Genomic DNA, 17840 nt, shown 5'->3' with positions numbered 1-17840 from the left:
ACACTTTCGGGCGACATGTGTTAGGGGCACGTCCGTCCGACGACCGCCTTTCTGTTCACCACACGGCCGGCGGCATCGCTCCGGCCAGCCATCGAAAAGAGGTCACCATGACTGCCACCGGCCGCCTGACCACGCATGTTCTCGATACCGCGCTCGGCCGGCCTGCAGCCGGCCTGCAGATTGCGCTGTTCCACATCGAAGGGGAGGCGCGCACGCTTCTGAAGATCGTCACGACGAACAGCGACGGCCGGGTGGATGCACCGCTTCTCGAAGGCGATGCGCTGGCACGCGGACGTTACGAACTTGTCTTTCACGCTGGCGATTACCTCGCGTCACTGGGCACGGCGCTTTCGGACCCGCCGTTTCTCGACATGATCCCGCTGCGCTTCGGAATTGCCGATCCCTCGGCCCATTATCACGTGCCGCTTCTGCTCTCGCCCTACAGCTATTCGACCTACCGGGGAAGCTGAGCGGCTCCGAGATCCAGGATGTCTCTGTCGACGTTGAGAATGTCGCGTTTGCCGCAAAGGGCCATGGTGATGTCGAGTTCCTTGCGCAGGATGTCGAGCGCGAGGCGCACGCCGGTCTTGCCGCCGGCGCCGAGGCCATAGAGGAACGGGCGGCCGATATAGGTGCCGCGGGCACCCAGCGCCACGGCCTTCAGGATGTCCTGGCCCGAGCGGATGCCGCCGTCGACATGGATCTCGATGTCGCCACCGACGGCATCGACGATGCGGGGCAGCATGGCGATCGACGATGACGCGCCGTCCAGCTGACGGCCGCCGTGATTGGAGACGATGATTGCATCCGCGCCGGTTTTCGCCGCCATGCGCGCATCTTCCGGATCAAGGATGCCCTTCAGGATCAGCGGTCCGCCCCAGAGCGCCTTGATCCAGGCGACATCATCCCAGGAAAGTTTCGGGTCGAACTGCTCTGCCGTCCATGCGGACAGGGACGACAGGTCTGAGACGTTCTTGGCGTGACCGACGATGTTGCCGAAGCCGCGCCGCCGCGTCTGCAGCATCTTCAGACACCAGCCGGGGCGCGTTGCCATCTGCCAGATATGCTTGGGCGTGAACTTCGGCGGCGCGGAGAGGCCGTTGCGCAGATCCTTGTGGCGCTGCCCGAGGATCTGCAGATCGAGCGTCAGCACCAGCGCCGAGCACCAGGCGGCCTTGGCGCGTTCGATCAGATTGCGGACGAAATCGCGATCCTTCATGACGTACAGCTGGAACCAGAAGGGTTTCGTCGTGACGGAGGCCACGTCCTCGATGGAGCAGATGCTCATGGTCGACAGGGTGAAGGGAACGCCGAACTCTTCCGCCGCCTGCGCCGCCAGCATCTCGCCATCGGCGTGCTGCATGCCCGTGAGCCCGGTGGGCGAGAGAGCCACCGGCATCGCGACATCCTGGCCGATCATGGTGGTGGCCAGCGACCGGTTGGTCATGTCGACCAGCACCCGCTGGCGCAGCTTGATCTTGTGGTAATCCGTTTCGTTGGCGCGATAGGTGCCCTCCGTCCAGGCACCGCTATCGGCATAGTCGAAGAACATTTTCGGGACGCGGCGCTTGGCGAGAGCTTTGAGATCGGCGATTTCGAGAGGTGGCATGGCAGGCTCCGCAGGGATGGCTGCTCTCGTCTAGCACGCGCAATGACGAGCGTTAAGCGCCAGTCGTGCAACTGGTCAATTAAATTTACCAGTTACGCCAGCGTGGTCTTGGCTGGGCGTCCCGCGACATATGTCTCGACCACGGCCCGGTCGTCGCCCATGGTCTGCAGAAGGAAGAGTTCGTCGGCGAGCGATGCGACGACCTCCGCCTTCAGCGCCATCGCAGGCGTCGCCGTCATGTCGAGCACGATAAGATCGGCGTCCGTTCCCGGCTCCAGCGTTCCGATCCTGTCGGATAGGGAAAGCGCTTCGGCATTGCCGCGCGTCAGGTAGAAGTAGCTCTCGAACGGGTTTAGCCGTTCGCCCAGCAACTGCTGGATCTTGTAGGCCTCGTCCATCGTGCGCAGCATGGAATAGCTCGATCCACCGCCGATGTCGGAGGCGACGGAAATGCGCACCGGCTTTTCCCGCCGCGCCAGTTCTTTCAGCGGAAACAGACCGGAGCCGAGGAAGAGATTGGAGGTGGGGCAATGGACCGCCACCGAGCCTGTGTCGCTCATGGCGTCCCGCTCGCGTTCCGAAAGATGGATGGCGTGGCCGAAGAGGGATTTCGGGCCCATCAGCCCGTAGCGGGCATAGACATCCGTATAGTCTGCCGCATCGGGATAGAGCGAAAGCGTGTAGTCGATCTCCTCGCGGTTTTCCGAGAGGTGGGTCTGGATGTGCAGGTCGGGAAATTCGGCGGCAAGCGCCTGCGCGGCCGACATCTGTTCGGGCGTCGAGGTGATGGCGAAACGGGGGGTGATGGCGACATGGTTGCGGCCCTTGCCGTGCCATTCGGCGATGACCGCGCGGGTCTCGTCATAGCCCATCTCCGGCGTGTCGAGCAGGCCTTGCGGCGCGTTGCGGTCCATCATCACCTTGCCGGCGATCATGCGCATGTCGCGCGCCGTGGCCTCCGTGAAGAAGGCATCGGCCGAAGCCTTGTGGACGGAGCAATAGGCAACCGCCGTTGTCGTGCCGTGACGTATCATCTCGTCGAAAAAATGCACGGAGATGCGCGCGGCATGCGCCCTCTCCACGAACCGGCACTCCTCGGGAAACGTGTAGGTGTTCAACCATTCCAGCAGATTTGCTGCGTACGAGCCGATGACCTGCATCTGCGGAAAGTGGACATGCGTGTCGATGAAGCCCGGCAGGATGAGATGGGGCCGGTGATCGATCTCGACGACATCGTCGGGCGCCTGGTCGCGCACGGTCGCGTAGGATCCGCTGGCCGCGATGCGGCCGTCGATGAGGAGCAGAGCGCCGTCGGTGTCATAGAGATAGGCTTCGGCATCGTCCATCGACACGGGACGACGGCGAAACGTCAGGGTGCGGCCTCGGAGAAGCATCGATGTCATCGTGTCGCGGTTCCTGCGGCGCTCTCGAACCACGCGGCGATCAGCGCGCGTTCGTCAGCCGTCATGTCGGTCAGATTGCCGGGTGGCATGGCATGGCTGCGGCCGGCCTGGAGGTAGATCTCGCGCGCATGCGCGGCGATCTCGCCGTCGTTTTCGAGCATCACGCCCTTGGGCGGGCGCGCCAGGCCTTCATAGGCCGGTTCGGCCGCGTGACACATGGAGCAGCGGGTCGAAACCGTATCGCGCACCGCGGGAAAATGCGCATTTTCGGCAAAGCGGGCAAAGGCAGGTGCGATGGCGGCGGTGTCCTCCGCTGTACCGGGCAGCCTGGGTGCTGTGGACAGCCACATGATGAGGATGAAGAGAAGGACGGTGACAAGCCATGTCCACGTCGGGCGACCCTTGCGGGCGTGGGTGGTGTTGAACCAGTGGCGGATGGTGACGCCCATGAGGAACACCAGCGCCGCGATGATCCAGCTATAGGCCGTCGCGAAGGCCAGCGGATAATGGTTCGACAGCATGAAGAAGATGACGGGCAGCGTCAGGTAGTTGTTGTGCAGCGAGCGCTGCTTGGCAATCGCGCCATATTTCGGATCCGGCGTGCGGCCGGCGATCAGGTCCGCCACGACGATGCGCTGGTTCGGCATGATGATGAAGAAGACGTTGGCCGACATGATGGTCGCCGTGAAGGCGCCGAGGTGCAGAAAGGCCGCACGGCCGGTAAAGACCTGCGTATAGCCCCAAGCCATGGCAACCAGCACGACATAGAGCAGCGCCATCAGCGTCCAGGTGTTCTTTCCGATCGGCGATTTGCAGAGAAGGTCGTAGATCAGCCAGCCGATGCCGAGCGAGGCGAGCGACAGGAGAATCGCTGTCGTGGAGGAAACGTCGAGCACATGGCGATCGACCAGGAACAGGTCGGCACCGCCGTAATAGACCAGACAGAGGAGGGCAAAGCCGGAGAGCCAGGTCGTGTACGCTTCCCATTTGAACCAGGTCAGGTGCTCCGGCATCATGGCGGGTGCGACGAGATATTTCTGGATGTGGTAGAAACCGCCGCCGTGCACCTGCCACTCTTCGCCATAGGCCCCGACCGGCAGGTGGTGTCGCTTGACCAGCCCGAGGTCAAGCGCGATGAAATAGAAGGAGGAGCCGATCCAGGCAATGGCGGTGATGACGTGCAGCCAGCGCACGGCAAAGGTCAGCCATTCCCAGACGATGGCGTATTCATACATGTCGGTCCCCTTTCATGCCCCGTCGGGGACATTGCGAAAATTTTCAAGGCGAGGGAAGGGGCGGCTTCCGAAAGATGCGCGTGCTCGACAAGTTATTTGCCGGCGCAAGGGATGTGGCCGGAAACCAACGGGGATGAGCCCGCGCGCGCCGCGACATCCGGGATGGACTGTCGGTCCCTCGGAATGACCGAGATTTTACGCGCGTTCGCGATCCGATGCGGTCGATCTGCGTCCGACGAACCCAAGGCCGGTCACCATCAACTGCAGGCCGCGAACGACGGATCTGTGTCTTTCGCCAAGGGCGCAGACGGTGTCGTGGGAACACCGAGCCCGCCATCATTCTCCCTGCGTGCGAGCAAATTCTTCCAGGATCCAGTCCCGGAACGCCCGGATCTTCGGGACGTTGCGGCGGCTTTCGGCATAGGCGAGCCAGTAGTCCCGGCCGTCGTTGCACAGGAGGTCGAAAGGGAGAAGGAGGCGCCCGGCGGCGATGTCGTCGGCGTAATGGGCGGGATTGACGATCGCGACGCCCTGTCCGGCCATAGCGGCGGCCGCGTCGAAGGTCTGCACGCCGAAATCGTTCGGTGTGCGGGTGTCGAGCTTGGCGTCAGGAACGCCAGCGGCGGTGAACCAGTGCTTCCACCACGGGTCGGCGGGGCTGATGAGCGGAAGCTCCAGCAAATCGGCGGGCTCCCGAAGTCCGCCATGCGCGTCCGCCAGCGCAGGGCTGAGCATCGGCGCGAAATCGAGACGCATCAGATGATGGCTGACGAGGCCGGGCCAGTCGCCCGTGCCCCAGCGAATGGCGATGTCCGCTGCTTCGGTGTGAAAATCATCGACGCGGGCACCGGTGATGAGCCGCACGGCAATCTGCGGGTGGCGGTACTGGAATGCGCCAAGGCTTCGCGTCAACCATTGCTGGGCGAAGGTGGGCGTGGAGTGGAGAAGCAAGACCTCGCTCGATGAACGTCGCGCCGCTACGACCGCCTCTCTCAACAGATCGAACCCCTGGCTGACCTTCGGCAGAAGCCGTTCGCCGGTTTCCGTCAGCGCAATCTGCCGGGGGCGGCGCAGGAAGAGGGGTTCGCCGATGTTCTCCTCGAGCAGTTTGATCTGGTAGCTGACCGCGGTCTGGGTAAGGCCGAGTTCCTCGCCGGCCCGGGTGAAGCTCGACAGCCGCGCAACCGCCTCGAACACCCGGAGCGCATTGAGCGGGAACTGTCGGGACATCTTCATGGATCAGGTCTCTTGATGGCGGCAGGCGGATGTTCGATTGGATTTCGACCATGGGGAGGCGGAAGATGCAAGCCGTTCCCTGAGACAATGGTGATGCCATGAGCCTGCCGACGACACAGCAACTCCCCCTGCGGACACCGAAAGACACTATCGTTCGTCTGGTCCTGCGCCGAACGCGGGCCGTCCTCGCCCGGTTTAATCCGGCACGCTATCCGCGGCTCGACGTTGAGAGCATGCCGGCGCATCTCCAGCGCGATCTCGGCTTTCTCGATGGACGAGACCCGCGTTACGAACCGAAAGAGGTGGCAGAGCGCCGGTAGGCATCGAGCGCCGTCAGCACCTCGGCCGCCGTCATTGCGGCGATGACGGCGGGGCGTTTGTCACTCACCGTCTTGCCACCGATGGGCAGAACGAGCCTGGATATGGCGGCGGCATCGAGCCCTTCGTCGCGCGCCCAGCTGGCGAAGGTCGCACGCTTGGTCTTGGAACCGATCATGCCGGTATAGGCGAGATCGGCACGCGAAAGCGCTTCCCGCGCGATCAGAAAATCCAATGCATGATCATGGGTGAGGATGATCACCGCACTGCCGGGCGCAATGTCCTTGACGAGGGCCTCGGGCATCGCGGTCAGCCGCGGGCTTGCGCCTGACGACATCAGGTCGAGTTCGTTCCGGCGCGTTTCCACGGCGAAGATGCGCACCGGCAGGAGCACAAGCGCATCGGCCAGCGCCCGGCCGACATGGCCGGCCCCGAACAGCCAGACTTCCGGAAAACCGCTCACGCGGGCTTTGAGCATCGCGTCGAGGTCGTCGCGGGCGGCCGCATCGAGCACCCGGAAGGACAGCGCCACGCGGCCGCCACAGCATTGGCCGATCTCCGGCCCCAGAGGAATGTCGAGGCGGCGATCCGTCGCCATGCCGGCCATGAGGTTGCGGGCATGGTCGATCGCCATGTGCTCCATCTGGCCGCCGCCGATGGTGCCATGGCTGTCCTGCGGCGAAACCAGCATGAAGGCTCCGGTCTCGCGCGGGGTCGAGCCAAGCGCTTCCGCCACTTCGATCAGAACGATCTGCGCCTCGCGGGCGAGAAACGCCTGCAGGCTGCCGACGACGTATTTCATGAAGGAACGCGCATGCGCTCGACCGCCATCAACACGCGTTCCGGCGTGGCCGGCGCATCGAGGCGCGGGCATCGACGGTAGTCGCCGACGCTTGCGACCGCCATGGAGATCGCCTCGAACACGGAGATCGGCAGGTTGAACGGCGGCTCGCCCACGGCCTTGGAGCGGCCGATGGTTTCCTCGCCGTTCTCGCTCCAGTCCGCGAGCTTGACGTTGAAGATCTTCGGCCGATCGGAGGCAAGCGGGATCTTGTAGGTCGAGGGCGCATGGGTGCGAAGGCGCCCCTTGGCGTCCCACCAGAGCTCTTCGGTCGTCAGCCAGCCCATGCCTTGCACGAAGCCGCCTTCGATCTGTCCGATGTCAATCGCCGGGTTGAGCGAGCGCCCGACGTCGTGAAGCACATCCACGCGATCCACCATGTATTCGCCGGTCAGCGTGTCGATCGAGACTTCGGAAACGGCGGCGCCGTAGGCGTAGTAGTAAAAGGGCGTCCCGCGCCCGGTGTTGCGGTCCCAGTGGATCTTCGGCGTCTTGTAGAAACCGGCGGCCGACAGCTGGACGCGGGCAAAATAGGCCTGCTTGACGAGATCGGCGAAGGGCACGCGCTCGTCGCCGATGCGGACGTGGTTCGGTACGAAGGAAATCTTGTCCGGCGTCGTCTGCCACCGCTCGGCGGCGAAGGCGACGAGGCGTTCCTTGATCTGTCGGGCAGCGTCGGCTGCCGCCATGCCGTTGAGGTCGGTGCCGGAGGAGGCGGCGGTGGCGGAGGTGTTCGGTACCTTGCCGGTCGTGGTCGCGGTGATCTTCACCCGTTCGATGTCGACCTGGAAACTGTCTGCCAGCACCTGCGCAATCTTGGTGTAGAGCCCCTGTCCCATTTCGGTGCCGCCATGGTTCAGGTGGATCGAGCCGTCCTGATAGACATGGACCAGAGCACCGGCCTGGTTGAAAGCGGTCATGGTGAAGGAGATGCCGAACTTGACCGGCGTCAGCGCAATGCCCTTGCGGATGATGCGGCTTTGCGCGTTGAAGGCGAGGATGTCGGCGCGGCGTTTCTGGTAGTCGGCACTTTCCTCAAGCGCCGCGACCAGCCTGCCGATGACATTGTCCTCGACCTGCTGGTGATAGGGCGTGAGATCGCGGCCGGACCCCTTTTCGCCGTAAAAATTCTGTTTGCGGATGTCGAGCGTGTCCTTGCCGAGGGCGTAGGCAATCTCCTCGATGATGCGTTCGGCCCCAAGAATGCCCTGCGGCCCGCCGAAACCGCGATAGGCCGTATTGGACACCGTGTTGGTTTTCAGCGGTTCCGAGGTCAGCCGCACATGCGGATAGAAATAGGCGCCATCCGCGTGGAACAGGGCGCGATCGGTCACCGGCCCCGAGAGGTCGGAGGAATAGCCGCAACGCGCGGCGAAGGTGGCGTCCACGGCATGGATGCGGCCGTCGTCGTCGAAGCCGACTTCGTAGTCGACTAGGAAGTCATGGCGCTTGCCGGTGCAGACCATGTCCTCGTCGCGGTCGGGCCGAAACTTGACCGGGCGGTTGAGCTTTTTCGCGGCGACGGCGGCGATGACTGCGAACTGGTTGCCTTGTGTTTCCTTCCCGCCGAAGCCCCCGCCCATGCGGCGCACCTGAACGGTGACGGCATTGGACGGCACGCCGAGAACATGGGCGACCATGTGCTGGATTTCGCTCGGATGCTGGGTGGAGGACCAGACGGTGATGTCGTCGTCTTCGCCCGGAATGGCAAACGCGATGTGGCTTTCGAGATAGAAATGCTCTTGCCCGCCGATCTGCATCGCCGCCTTTACGCGGCGGGGCGCGTGCTGCATCTCGTTGACGGCATCGCCGCGCGACAGGGTCAGCGGCTTGGTGACCAGCTTGCCCCCGGCCTCCCGCGCTTCCTTGACGTCGATGACGTGGGGCAGGTCGGCATAGGTGATCCTGGCGAGGCGCGCGGCGCGTCGGGCGGCGTCGCGCGTTTCGGCGATGACCGCAAAGGCGGCCTGCCCGTGGAACTCGACACGTCCGTCCGCGAGCACCGGCTCGTCATCGAGGTGGCTCGGGCTGATGTCGTTGACGTGCGGCATGTCGCGCGCGGTCAAAACGCAGACGACGCCCGGATAGGTCTCCACAGCGCTCAGGTCCATGGCGACGATCTCCGCATGGGCTCGGTCTGTCAGCCCGAGGGCCGCATGCAGCGTTCCCGCGGGCTCGGGCATGTCGTCGATATAGTCGGCGCTGCCCGCCACATGCTTGTGAGCGCTGTCATGGCGCAGGCTCTTGTGCATGCCGCCGTGAATGATCTTGCGCTCCTCGAAGGTCGAGCTGTCCATGATGCGTCTCCTTGGCCTTGCGGCCTTCTGTCTTTTGCAGCGTGCCTCGCGTCCGCCTGCCGGCAGATTCTTCCCCGTTGTGGGAAGGTTCAGGGCGAGGGTCTCCGCCAACCCGACGCGTTGCGTCTCATTCCGCTGCCTCGAAGCGAACCAGCTCCGACGGCGATCCCGAGGTCTCCAGGTAGAAGCGGAGCAGCAGGTTCTTGGCGGTCAGCGCGCGATATTCGCTTGTGGCGCGCCAATCGCTCAGGGGCTGGTAATCCACGTCGAACGCCGGGCGCGCGGCGGTCACCGTCTCTTCCGTCCACGGCTTGCCGATCAGGGCATCCTCGACGGCCGTGGCGCGCTTCGGCGTCCCGGCCATGCCGCCGAAGGCGATACGGGCGGAGGTGACGAGGCCTTCGCTGGACACGGCCAGACGAAAGGCGGCGCAGAGAGCCGAGATGTCCTCGTCGCGGCGCTTGGAAATCTTGTAGACGGCGACGTGCTCGTCCGCAGGGAGCGCCGGAACGAACACGCTCTCCACGAACTCTCCGGGATGGCGGTCCTGCCGGCCGTAGGCGATGAAATAGTCCTGCAGGAGCAGGGTTCGCGTGCCCGAAACGGAACGCAGCGTCACGGTCGCGTCGAGCGCGATCAGCGGCGGCGGCATATCCCCGATGGGCGATCCATTCGCGATATTGCCGCCGATGGTGCCCATATTGCGCACCTGATCGCCACCCAGCCTGTCGAGCAGCTTTCCGAGCGGTGGCAGGCGACGCGCGAGGGTGGCGAAGGCGCGGGAATACGTGACGCCGGCGCCGATGGTCATTCCCTCCGGCGTCTCGGTGATCACCTGCAGGTCGGACAGGCCGTTGATGAAGACGACGGGGTTGATGGGACGCATCTGCTTCGTCACCCAGAGACCGACATCGGTCGAGCCGGCGACCACGGTGGCATCCGGATATTCCGCGAGGGTCTCGGCCAGCGCCCGTGCCGAGCCGGGCACCACGATGCGGGCCTCGGGCGCGCCGAGGACGATGGTCTCGCCCTCCGGTCGCTCGGACAAAAAGGTGTGAACGCGATCGCGCATCCTGAGGATGGGGTCAAAAACGGCATCCGGCCGGGCGCGGGCGACCGCTTCGGCCGCGCGCACGATCGGCTCGTAGCCGGTGCATCGACAGAGATTGCCCTGCAGGGCCTTTTCGATATCGGCGCGCCCGGGATTGTCCTTCGACAGCCACAGGCCGTAAAGCGACATCACAAAGCCCGGCGTGCAGAAGCCGCATTGCGAGCCGTGGTAATCCACCATTGCCTGCTGGACCGGATGCAGCGAGCCGTCGCGCGCAGCGAGATGCTCGACGGTGACGACATGCGTGGCGTTCAGCGAGCCGACGAAGCGGATGCAGGCATTCACGCCTTCGTAGACGAGGTTGCCCGCCACCAGCCGGCCCACAAGAACCGTGCAGGCGCCGCAGTCGCCCTCGGCACAGCCTTCCTTGGTGCCGGTCAGCCGACGTTCCAGCCGAAGGAAATCGAGCAGCGTCGCGGTTGGCGCCACTGTCGTCAGGTCGATCTCGCGCTCGTTGAGCAGGAAACGGATGCTGCCGGAAGGCGCCTGGGCGGTTCGGGTGGTGCTGGTCATTCGGACCCCTTGTCTTGACGGGCAAGACTAAGCGCAAACACCGTCGACTGACAATTGCTTTTGGCAGAACGCATGCTCCGCATGCCGAAGGTGCTTTCGGCAGCGCATATGCGCGCATGCCCGAGGCTGGCGGTCGGGATGTCTGCTGATGGCTGTAAACGGGGCGGCAACGCTGCGTTTACGTCTTGGACGGTGGGAAAAGGCGCGTGCGATGGTTATGTGTGGGGAAACCCCATCATGAGGACCCGCATATCATGGAACTCGGTCTCTACACCTTCGGCGATGTCGATCCCAAAGCCGCCGACAAAGGCCGCGAGGGCGAGCGTCGCCTGAAGAACCTGCTGGAAGAAATCGAACTTGCCGATCAGGTGGGGCTCGATGTCTTCGGGCTCGGGGAACATCATCGTGCAGATTACGTGGTGTCGTCGCCGGCCGTGGTGCTGGCCGCCGCCGCCGCGCGGACGCGCCGCATCCGGCTGAGCAGCGCAGTAACGGTTCTTTCGTCGGACGACCCTGTTCGCGTGTTCCAGCAGTTTGCAACGCTCGATCTTCTCTCGGGCGGGCGCGCCGAGATCATGGCGGGTCGCGGATCCTTCATCGAATCGTTTCCGCTGTTCGGCTATCCCTTGGAGGACTACGACGACCTGTTTTCCGAAAAGCTCGACCTGCTGATGGCGCTGCGCAGCGGCGAAATCGTGAACTGGGAAGGCGAGAAGCGGGCCGCACTTCACGATCGCGGTGTCTATCCCCGGCCTTTGCAGGCACCGTTGCCGCTCTGGGTGGCCGTTGGCGGGACGCCGCAGTCGGTTGCGCGTGCCGGCGCGCTTGGCCTGCCGGTCGCTCTCGCCATCATCGGCGGCGAGCCCGCGCGCTATGCGCCGCTGTTCGATCTCTACCGCGAAGCCGCCCGCCGGGCGGGGCAACCGGCTGCCGGCCTGAAGACGAGCATCAACGTGCACGGGTTCATTGCCGATACGACGGAGGCCGCCGCCGACCAGTTCTACGGGCCGCAGGCCGAAGTGATGGACCGGATCGGCCGCGAGCGCGGCTGGGGCCCGACCAATCGCCAGCACTTCAACCAGGCGATCGGCCCGCGCGGCAATCTGTTTCTCGGCGACCCCGAAACGGTTGCTGACAAAATCATCCGGCACCATCGAATATTCCGCAACGACCGTTTTCTCCTGCAGATGGCGATCGGCCCGATGCCGCATGATCAGATCATGCGCGGGATCGAGCTCTACGGTACGAAGGTCGCACCACGCGTGCGCGAAGGGATCGCCGAAGATGCGGCCCGCGCGGCGAGCGCCGTGTGAGCCGCCTTTGACATGCGCGGTGCGCAACCTCAGCCCTTGCGCTTCCCGCGCAACCTCAGCCCTTGCGCTTCCCGCGCAACCTCAGCCTTGCGCATCCCGCGCAACCTGCCTTCCCTGCCGGCGGGAAGCGGAGTAGATAGGTTCGCTTTTCCACCCGCGCTTTGCGGCGCTGTGCCTCGCTGCGCCGTGCCAGCCTCCGGAAATGAACGATCATGACACTGGAAAATGCCGACGATCTCGAACGTCTGAAGGAAATTGGCCGGATCTGCGCCAACACGCTGCAGATCATGGGTGCGGCCCTCGAGCCGGGAATGACGACGGCCGAGCTGGACCTGATCGGCCGGAAGGCGCTGGAGGCCGAAGGTGCGCAGTCGGCACCGGAGCTGTCCTACCGTTTTCCCGGCGCCACCTGCATCAGCGTCAACGAGGAGGTTGCACATGGCATTCCCGGTGCGCGGGTGATCGCAGCCGGGGATCTGGTCAATATCGACGTCTCTGCCGAAAAAGGCGGGCTTTTCGCCGACACCGGCGCGTCCTTTGCCGTACCGCCTGTCTCGCGGGCAACCGAGCGGCTGTGCCGTGACGGCAAGCGCGCCATGTGGGTGGGGCTGAACGAGGTCAAGGCCGGCAAGCCGCTGGCGTCGATCGGCAATGCAATCGGCGCCTTCGCCCGCAAGAACCGCTATACGCTCATCTCCAACCTTGCGAGCCACGGTGTCGGTCGCTCCCTGCACGAGGAGCCGACCGAGATCTCGACATGGCCCGACAAGCACGAGAAGCGGCGGATGGAGGACGGGATGGTCTTCACCATCGAGCCCTTCCTGTCGATGGGCGGTCATTTTGCCGAAGGCGGCGACGATGCGTGGACGCTCTACAGCGAGCCGCGCGCCCCGACGGTCCAGTACGAGCACACGGTGGTCGTCACCCGCAACGGTCCTCTCGTCGTCACGCTGCCCGGCTGATGCTCACATGGCGCAGATCGACTGTGCGGCTTCTCGCGACGGCCTTGTCCGGTGCGATAGCGATGGCCGTCGCCATGGGGTTCGGCCGTTTCTCCTATACGCCGATCCTGCCCGGCATGATGCTCGATGTCCCGCTGAGCCCGGGGGAAGCCGGGGTGATTGCGGCCGCCAATTTCGTCGGATACCTGCTCGGTGCCGTGCTTGCCGGCCTGTCCTTTGCGCAAGGACGCGAACGGGTGATCGGACTCGGCATGCTGGTCGCCACGACGCTGCTCCTGTGCGCCATGGGCATGGCGAACGCCGTGGTGGTGTTCGCCGTTATCCGATTTCTGGCCGGCATGGCGAGCGCCTTCACCATGATCATGATATCCCAGATCGTGCTGACACGGGGTGCGGCGGCGGGCAGCACCGCCGTGCAGTCGCTGCATTTTGCAGGCGTCGGCCTGGGGATCGCTGCCTCGTCGCTGATGGTCTGGCTGCTGCCGGCCGGTCAGGGTGAGGCGCTTGCGAACTGGCGGGAGGCGTGGTTTGCCGGCGCCTTTCTTTCCCTGCTCGGCACCGCCTGCGTGGCGCTGCTTCTGCCCGAAGGACCGGTGACCGCCGGGACCGCGCCGGCGGCCGAGCCGCGCCTCGTCTGGACGCGACCTTTCGCGGCGCTGACGCTGACCTACGGGTTGTTCGGCTTCGGTTATGTCATCACGGCGACGTTCCTCGTCGCCATGGCCCGGGCAGGCGCGGTCGACCACACGATCGAGTTTCTCTGCTGGCTGGTCACAGGGCTCAGCGCTGCGGTCTCGGTTGCGGCCTGGCGGCAGCTGGTGCCGCGCTTTGGCATCGTCGGCGTCTATCTCATCGGGCTTGTGGTCGAGGCGGCGGGCCTCGTTCTGACCGTCGTGCTGCCGTTCCCGGCGGCGCCCCTGGCCGGCGGTCTGCTGCTCGGCGCCACCTTCATGATGATCACCGCCTTTGGCCTCCAGATCGGCCGGGCGCTGGCGCCGGCAAGCCAGCGGCGCGCGCTTGCGATCATGACCGCCGCCTTCGGCATCGGACAGATCATCGGTCCGCTCGTCGCGGGCTGGCTCGCCGGATCCACCGGCAGCTTTACGCTGCCGACGCTGATCGCGAGCGCCGTTCTGATCCTCTGCGCCGGTATCATCCTGGTCGAGCGTCGCGGGATTCGTCTCGCCTCGGGGCTATGAGACGCTGCTCATTAAATCGCCGTAACCTTGCCCGGCCGCGATTGTGAAGCTTCGGCATTTGGCCTAGGTTCGCGCCGGTTTCGCGTCTCGGCGCGAATGACGTCGTTGCATCAAGCTGAAGGCGCTCGATTTGTTTGTCTCGTTTTTCCCCTATCCAAGATACTTTTTCCCGTCCGTCGTTATCTGGACCGTGCTCGCGATCGCCGCGTGGTATGCGGGAGCAAGCGAGTTCGGCAATCTGATCGGGCTTCCGTCCTTGCCGCCGGGCACGGAGCCGGTCATCGGTGTCTCCGTCTTCTGGTCGCCGCCGTTTCTCTGGTTCTATCTGTATTATGCGCTCATGGTCGCGCTGTTTGCGGCCTTCTGGTTTACCTACAGCCCGCATCGCTGGCAGAACTGGTCAATCCTCGGTTCCGCGCTGATCATGTTCAACACCTACTTCTCGGTTCAGGTCGGCGTTTCCATCAATGCCTGGTACGGGCCCTTCTATGATCTCATTCAGCAAGCTTTGGCGCGGACGGCACCGGTTACGGCGGATCAGCTCTACATGGGCATGCTTGGTTTTGCCGGTATCGCCTTCGTCGCCGTGACGGTGGGGGTATTGAACCTCTTCTTCGTCAGCCACTACGTCTTCCGGTGGCGGACTGCGATGAACGACTTCTACATGTCGCACTGGGACAAGCTGCGACACATCGAAGGCGCATCGCAACGTGTTCAGGATGATACGATGCGGTTTTCGCGCACGATGGAAGGCCTTGGTGTCAATCTCGTGAGCTCGGTCATGACATTGATCGCCTTCATGCCGATCCTGTTCAAGTTTTCCGCAACCGTCACCGAACTTCCCTTTATCGGCGAAGTGCCGCACGCCCTCGTCTGGGCAGCGATCTGCTGGTCGTTGTTCGGAACGGTGTTTCTGGCAGCCGTGGGCATCAAGCTTCCGGGACTCGAATTTCGCAACCAGCGCGTCGAGGCCGCCTACCGTAAGGAACTGGTCTACGGGGAAGACAATCCGGACCGCGCCGATCCCATCACGGTGGCCCAACTGTTCGCGAATGTTCGCCGGAACTATTTCCGGCTCTATTTCCACTACATGTATTTCAACGTCGCCCGGATCTTCTACCTTCAGGCGGACAATCTGTTCGGGACATTCGTTCTCGTCCCCTCGATCATCGCTGGCAAGCTCTCGCTGGGCGTGCTGAACCAGATCCAGAACGTCTTCGGGCAGGTCCGGGAATCATTTCAGTACCTGGTCAACTCGTGGACGACGATCGTTGAGCTTCTGTCGATCTACAAGCGTCTCCGAGCCTTCGAGTCTGCGATCGAAGGGGAACCCCTGCCGGAGATCGATCAGCGCTACCTTGCCCGCGAAGATGCCGACGGCGAACTGGCGGCCGACAAGCCGTAGCAAGCCGAGGAAGACAGCGGAGACATCAAAAGGCGGAGGGATCCGCCTTTTTCCGTGCCGCGATCAGCGGCAGGGCCTGCGCATAGCTGACGCAGGCGACGTCCTGTTTGCTGCAGGTTTCGGCAAGGAATGTTTCGAGCGCCCGCCAGTAGGCGCCGCCGTTCATCTCGACGAAGTGGAAGCCGAGCTGAAGGGGGATACGGGCGCCGTCGTACTGGGCGGCGAAGGCATCGCGATAGGCCTTGAGGGCGCGGGCCTCGAAGGTGGCGCTGTCCTTGCGGTTCTCGACGCCCATGGAGTGGCGGACGAAGAGATTGTAGTCCATGCCGATGACCCGGCGTCCGCTCGGGCCCTCGGGGATCAGCGGCAGACCGAAGCGCTCCATGCCGCCTTCGCGCGTCGGCCAGGCCGGACCTTTGGTAACGAGGCTGGCATCGTAGGACAGGCCCGCTTTTCGCTCTGCCGGAACGAGGCCGGTGCTGGTCGAGAGATAGGGCGCGCGGAAGCCTTTGATGCCGTCGATCATCGCGCGCCAGCCGTCGGGTTCTTCGGCTTCGATGCCGCCCGCCTTCCAGCCATTGTCGAGCGCGGCATCGAAGGCCACGAATTCGTCGCTCCAGTCCTTTTCGCTCCAGTCCTTGCCGTCGAAATGCCCGCAACCATGGCTGCCGATGTCGTGGCCGTCCTGGTGGGCCTGCCAGATATGGCGCACCCGGGTGGCGATCTCTTCGCGGCTCTGGGCATAACCGACATTCGAGGCACCCTGCTTGTGGCCGCTGGCCCGGTAGGACCGGCCGCCCTCGGCCTTGGTCATCAGGAAGGTACAGGAGAGAAAATAGGTGAAATGCGCACCGACCTTCCGGCCCGTGGCGAGGCTGCGCTCCCAGAGCGTGTTGTCATGCGCGCCGTCGAAGGAGATGATGACGAGCTGCTGGAATTTCGAAGCTGCAGCGGCCGTCGGTCCCGGCTGCAGGGTTCCCCGCATCGACGGCGGCGGATCCGCCCGCGCGATCGTGGGTGCCAGCGCCAGTGGCGACAGCATCAGGAGGGCAGCCAAGGGGGCGGGGGAAACGTGCATGCGGAAACCTGACGTGATGCGTCTGCTGCAGGCGGGACGCGGCGCGCGGGCCTGGAGCAGACAAGGAAGACGTGGCCCCGTCGGGTGTAAAAAGGGGGCGCGCTTGCCCCATGCGGCAGGAATACGGCGATCCTTGGGAGCCATGCCGCAAAGGTGCCGATAAATCCGGCTCATGACGTCAAACATCCAAGGAGGAGATGTTCGTGGCCGGAGTCGCCGAACGTGGTGCGGGTCGTTTGGCCCGATGCGCATCGTCACATTGCCCCGATTTTGCCGTGCCCCCTTACAATATGCGCGAAATAGGCTAGAAGCGCGGCTTTGAGAGAAATGGCAGAGAAGGCCGGTCCGCCGGAACTCGAATGGCGCATCAGAACGACAGTTTCATCCGCGAGGTCAATGACGAGCTTCGCTCCGAGCAGGTCAAGGCCGTCTGGCTCCGCTTCGGCGGCATCCTGGCCATGCTGGCGGTTCTCATCGTCATCGGCACGATCGGCAAGGTCGCCTATGATTACTGGCATGAGACCTCGGCCGCCGCCTCGGGCGACGAGTTCCTCGCGGCCCTGACGCTTGCCAAGGACAACAAGACCGACGAGGCGCTTGCCGCCTTCGACAGACTGGAGGCCGACGGCTACGGCGCCTATCCCGTTCTTGCGCAGATGCGGGCCGCTACGCTGAAGGCGCAGAAGGGCGACACCGCCGCCGCCATCGCCGATTTTTCCGCGATTTCCAAGAACGAGGCGATCGTGCAGCCGATGCGGGATGCCGCCCGGATCCGCGCGGCCTATCTGCTGGTCGACACCGGCACATACGAACAGGTTTCGGCGGAGGTCGAGCAGCTGGCGGTGGATGGGAACGGCCTGCGCAACTCCGCACGCGAGGTGCTGGGTCTTGCGGCCTACAAGGCCGGCGACAAGACCAAGGCCAAGGAGTGGTTTCAGCAGGTCGTCGATGACAGCCAGGCGCCGCGTGGCCTTGCCAACCGGGCCCGCATGGTCCTGGATGTGATGGCCTCCGCGCCGTAGCCTTCAGGCGCATTGCGGGATCACCGATCTGCGCAGGAGGCTTGAGATGCGGGGTTCTATTTCGTGTCGCCCGAAGCCCTTGAAGCTTTTGGGCGATCGTCTTTCATACGTACCGCCGCCCGGAGCCCTTTGAGACCTTCGGGCGACCGTCTTTAATACCTCACCGTCGCTCGAAGCCTTGAGGCTTTCGGGCGACAGGCTTTGATGCCATCCGTTGCCCTGCTTTGCAGCGGCGGAAAGAACCGAGAGGTCGCAACGCATTGCCGGTCATGATGACGGGCTGCGCGGCGGCCGGCAC

14 protein-coding genes are annotated in these 17840 nt (G+C 64.2%); 6 read left to right on the top strand and 8 right to left on the bottom strand.

What is annotated here, in order from left to right; all coding sequences use genetic code 11:
- Positions 1–107 precede the first annotated feature (107 nt).
- Positions 108–470: a hydroxyisourate hydrolase gene (gene uraH / locus ASG03_RS17950; protein ID WP_062476312.1), complete on the top strand. Its 363-nt coding sequence runs from the start codon at positions 108–110 to the stop codon at positions 468–470.
- Here the strand turns inward: uraH and ASG03_RS17945 are convergent.
- The 7 genes from ASG03_RS17945 to xdhA all read right to left on the bottom strand — a co-directional run bounded on the left by ASG03_RS17945 (position 455) and on the right by xdhA (position 10563).
- On the bottom strand, positions 455–1609 hold the full coding sequence (locus tag ASG03_RS17945; protein WP_062694906.1) for an alpha-hydroxy acid oxidase: 1155 nt from the start codon (positions 1607–1609) through the stop codon (positions 455–457). The genes uraH and ASG03_RS17945 overlap by 16 nt on opposite strands.
- 92 nt (positions 1610–1701) lie before the next feature.
- Positions 1702–3012: a guanine deaminase gene (gene guaD, locus ASG03_RS17940; protein WP_062694904.1), complete on the bottom strand. Its 1311-nt coding sequence runs from the start codon at positions 3010–3012 to the stop codon at positions 1702–1704.
- Positions 3009–4247: a urate hydroxylase PuuD gene (locus ASG03_RS17935; RefSeq protein WP_062694902.1), complete on the bottom strand. Its 1239-nt coding sequence runs from the start codon at positions 4245–4247 to the stop codon at positions 3009–3011. Before ASG03_RS17935 ends, guaD begins: the two co-directional genes overlap by 4 nt.
- 336 nt (positions 4248–4583) lie before the next feature.
- Positions 4584–5483, bottom strand: coding sequence for a LysR substrate-binding domain-containing protein (locus ASG03_RS17930; RefSeq protein ID WP_062694900.1), 900 nt, complete (start codon positions 5481–5483; stop codon positions 4584–4586).
- 286 nt (positions 5484–5769) lie between these two features.
- On the bottom strand, positions 5770–6603 hold the full coding sequence (xdhC, locus tag ASG03_RS17925; protein WP_062694898.1) for a xanthine dehydrogenase accessory protein XdhC: 834 nt from the start codon (positions 6601–6603) through the stop codon (positions 5770–5772).
- Complete coding sequence (xdhB, locus tag ASG03_RS17920) at positions 6600–8939, bottom strand: xanthine dehydrogenase molybdopterin binding subunit (RefSeq protein WP_062694896.1); 2340 nt, start codon at positions 8937–8939, stop codon at positions 6600–6602. Before xdhB ends, xdhC begins: the two co-directional genes overlap by 4 nt.
- A 127-nt stretch (positions 8940–9066) precedes the next feature.
- Positions 9067–10563, bottom strand: coding sequence for a xanthine dehydrogenase small subunit (xdhA, locus tag ASG03_RS17915; RefSeq protein ID WP_062694894.1), 1497 nt, complete (start codon positions 10561–10563; stop codon positions 9067–9069).
- Between the two features lie 254 nt (positions 10564–10817).
- Here xdhA and ASG03_RS17910 point away from each other — a divergent pair, with 254 nt between their 5' ends.
- The 4 genes from ASG03_RS17910 (at position 10818) to bacA (ending at position 15442) form a co-directional block, all read left to right on the top strand.
- Positions 10818–11876: an LLM class flavin-dependent oxidoreductase gene (locus ASG03_RS17910; RefSeq protein WP_062694892.1), complete on the top strand. Its 1059-nt coding sequence runs from the start codon at positions 10818–10820 to the stop codon at positions 11874–11876.
- A 212-nt stretch (positions 11877–12088) separates the two neighbouring features.
- Positions 12089–12838 carry a type I methionyl aminopeptidase gene (gene map, locus ASG03_RS17905; RefSeq protein WP_062694890.1) on the top strand — a complete coding sequence of 250 codons (750 nt, stop codon included), beginning with the start codon at positions 12089–12091 and terminating at the stop codon, positions 12836–12838.
- The gene (locus ASG03_RS17900; protein WP_244475301.1) at positions 12838–14037 is read left to right on the top strand and encodes a YbfB/YjiJ family MFS transporter; all 1200 of its coding nucleotides are present in this window, start codon (positions 12838–12840) and stop codon (positions 14035–14037) included. The genes map and ASG03_RS17900 overlap by 1 nt, the downstream gene beginning before the upstream one ends.
- 130 nt (positions 14038–14167) lie before the next feature.
- Entirely contained in the window at positions 14168–15442 is a 1275-nt protein-coding gene (gene bacA / locus ASG03_RS17895) for a bacteroid development protein BacA (RefSeq protein WP_062694886.1), read from the top strand.
- 25 nt (positions 15443–15467) lie between these two features.
- Here bacA and ASG03_RS17890 read toward each other — a convergent pair whose 3' ends face one another.
- Entirely contained in the window at positions 15468–16499 is a 1032-nt protein-coding gene (locus ASG03_RS17890; protein ID WP_443216637.1) for a polysaccharide deacetylase, read from the bottom strand.
- Between the two features lie 380 nt (positions 16500–16879).
- Between ASG03_RS17890 and ASG03_RS17885 the strand changes: the two genes are divergently transcribed.
- Positions 16880–17542, top strand: coding sequence for a tetratricopeptide repeat protein (locus tag ASG03_RS17885; protein WP_062694884.1), 663 nt, complete (start codon positions 16880–16882; stop codon positions 17540–17542).
- The last annotated feature ends 298 nt before the right edge of the window (positions 17543–17840 follow it).

Source organism: Rhizobium sp. Leaf341, from assembly GCF_001424325.1.
Classification (GTDB): domain Bacteria; phylum Pseudomonadota; class Alphaproteobacteria; order Rhizobiales; family Rhizobiaceae; genus Ferranicluibacter.
The sequence above is the reverse complement of the archived record's forward strand: the minus strand, read 5'-3'. Positions and strand labels throughout refer to the sequence as shown.